This window comes from Stenotrophomonas sp. P5_B8 (assembly GCF_054049855.1).
Map to the genome: position 1 here is coordinate 1 of NZ_JBFULO010000583.1, position 1,885 is coordinate 1,885.

General features: G+C 68.6%; 1 protein-coding gene and 1 pseudogene. One reads left to right on the top strand and one right to left on the bottom strand.

Translation table 11 applies throughout. The features are described 5' to 3' along the window. Positions 1 to 674 (bottom strand): annotated as a pseudogene (locus ACXJKH_RS19585) (GGDEF domain-containing protein); the annotation flags it as partial. Between the two features lie 170 nt (positions 675 to 844). Here ACXJKH_RS19585 and egtB point away from each other — a divergent pair. Then, positions 845 to 1,885: ergothioneine biosynthesis protein EgtB (egtB, locus tag ACXJKH_RS19590; RefSeq protein WP_457321869.1), on the top strand; the 1,041-nt coding region annotated here is incomplete at its 3' end.

The window sequence follows — 1,885 nt, forward strand, 5'->3', positions numbered from 1 at the left end:
GTGCTGGACAGCGCCGGCAGCAGCGCTGGCGACAGGAACACCCGCGGCAACATCGTCCACACCACCAGCAGCGCGACCAGCATCGCCGTATGCAGGGGCCGCGGCTGGCGCAGCGCCTGCACTGCCAGCCCGATCATCGCCGCCACGAACAGCAGCGTCGGCACCTGCGCCAACCGGCTCCAGCCGCTCGGCAGCCACGGCCAATGCTGGTCCGAGAGCAGGTCGTGCATCCCCTGCGGCCCCTGTGCGGCCAGCAGCGCGAATACACCGATCGCCGCACCGCTGACCACCCCGCGCAGCAGCAGATCCTGGCGCAGTCGGCCGCGCTCGGGCCACAGCCCATGCAGCGCGAACAGCAGCGGCAGCCACAGCGAGACCGAATGGAACAACAACGGGGTCAGCGCGGTAACCGCGCCGGTATTGAGGAAACTGCCCACCAGCCCATGCAGGATCGCGAACGCCAGCGCGATCACCAGCAGCAGGCACACCGCGCGCACCCGGTTGTAGATCAGGCCCAGGCCGATGCCCAGACAGGTCAGTACCAGCGGCAGGATGCGATGCACCGGGCTGCCGACCTCGTCGGCCGGCGTGGCCGACCACAATCCCAGCCCCACCAGCACGGCGGGCAGCAGGAACAGATAGTGACCGGGCTGGCGTAGCAGGTGATTCCGCAAGACGGTTCCACAAAAGCGGGCCGGCGCGCCCTGGCCGCACGTGCAGACCGGGACCACGCAGGCGAGGTGTCTTTCCGATAGCGGCCACTGCGTATTCAACTTGAGTGCGTAACATCGCGTGAGCCTTGCCATGACGTCCTGCTCACCACCGCTGGTCGATCCTGACCGCGATGAATACCGCCGTCGCCTCACCACCGCCCGTCGCCCCATCGCCCGCCGCCGCACTGGCCGTCCGTTATGCCGGCATCCGCGCGCGGAGCATCGCGCTGGCCGCCCCGCTCAGCGCCGAAGATGCGATGGTGCAGAGCATGCCCGACGCCAGCCCGGCCAAATGGCACCTGGCCCACACCACCTGGTTCTTCGAACGCTTCGTGCTGGCCAGCCAGCCTGGCCATCAACCGTTCAACGCAGACTGGCACTACCTGTTCAACAGCTACTACCAGAGCATCGGCCCGGCCCATGCGCGCCCGCAGCGCGGCCTGCTCTCGCGGCCGTCGCTGGAGGAAGTACTGCAGTACCGGGCCCGCGTCGATCAGCAGGTGATCACTCTGCTGCAGGCCGGTGCGCTCGATGCGCAGGCCAGCCATCAGCTGCAGCTCGGCCTGCACCACGAACAGCAGCACCAGGAGCTGCTGCTCACCGACATCAAGCACGCGCTGTGGTGCAATCCGCTGCAGCCGGCCTACCGCGATGATCTGAGCCGCAGCGACGCCATCGCCGTGCCGCTGCGCTGGCAGCGCAGCCCCGAACAGATCGTGGAGATCGGTGCTCCCGCCTGGCCGGCGCACGCGGACTTCGCCTACGACAACGAATCGCCCGTGCATCGCGTGCTCGTCCCGGCCCATGGCTTGGCCAATCGACCGGTCAGCAACGCCGAGTACCGCCAGTTCATCCAGGCCGGCGGTTACCGCGAGGTCGGGCTGTGGATGAGCGAAGGCTGGGMGCTGTGCCAGGCTGAACAGTGGCAGCACCCGCTGTACTGGGATGACGCACTCGAGCGCGAGTTCACCCTCGGCGGCTGGCGGGCGTTGGACCTGCATGCGCCGGTATCCCACATCAGCTATTTCGAAGCCGACGCCTTTGCCCGCTGGCAGGGCGCACGCCTACCCACCGAGTTCGAATGGGAAGCCGCCGCCGCCGGTCACGCGCCGACGGGCCATTTCGCCGACGCTGACCGCCTCCACCCTGCCGGCATCGCCCCAGACGGGCAG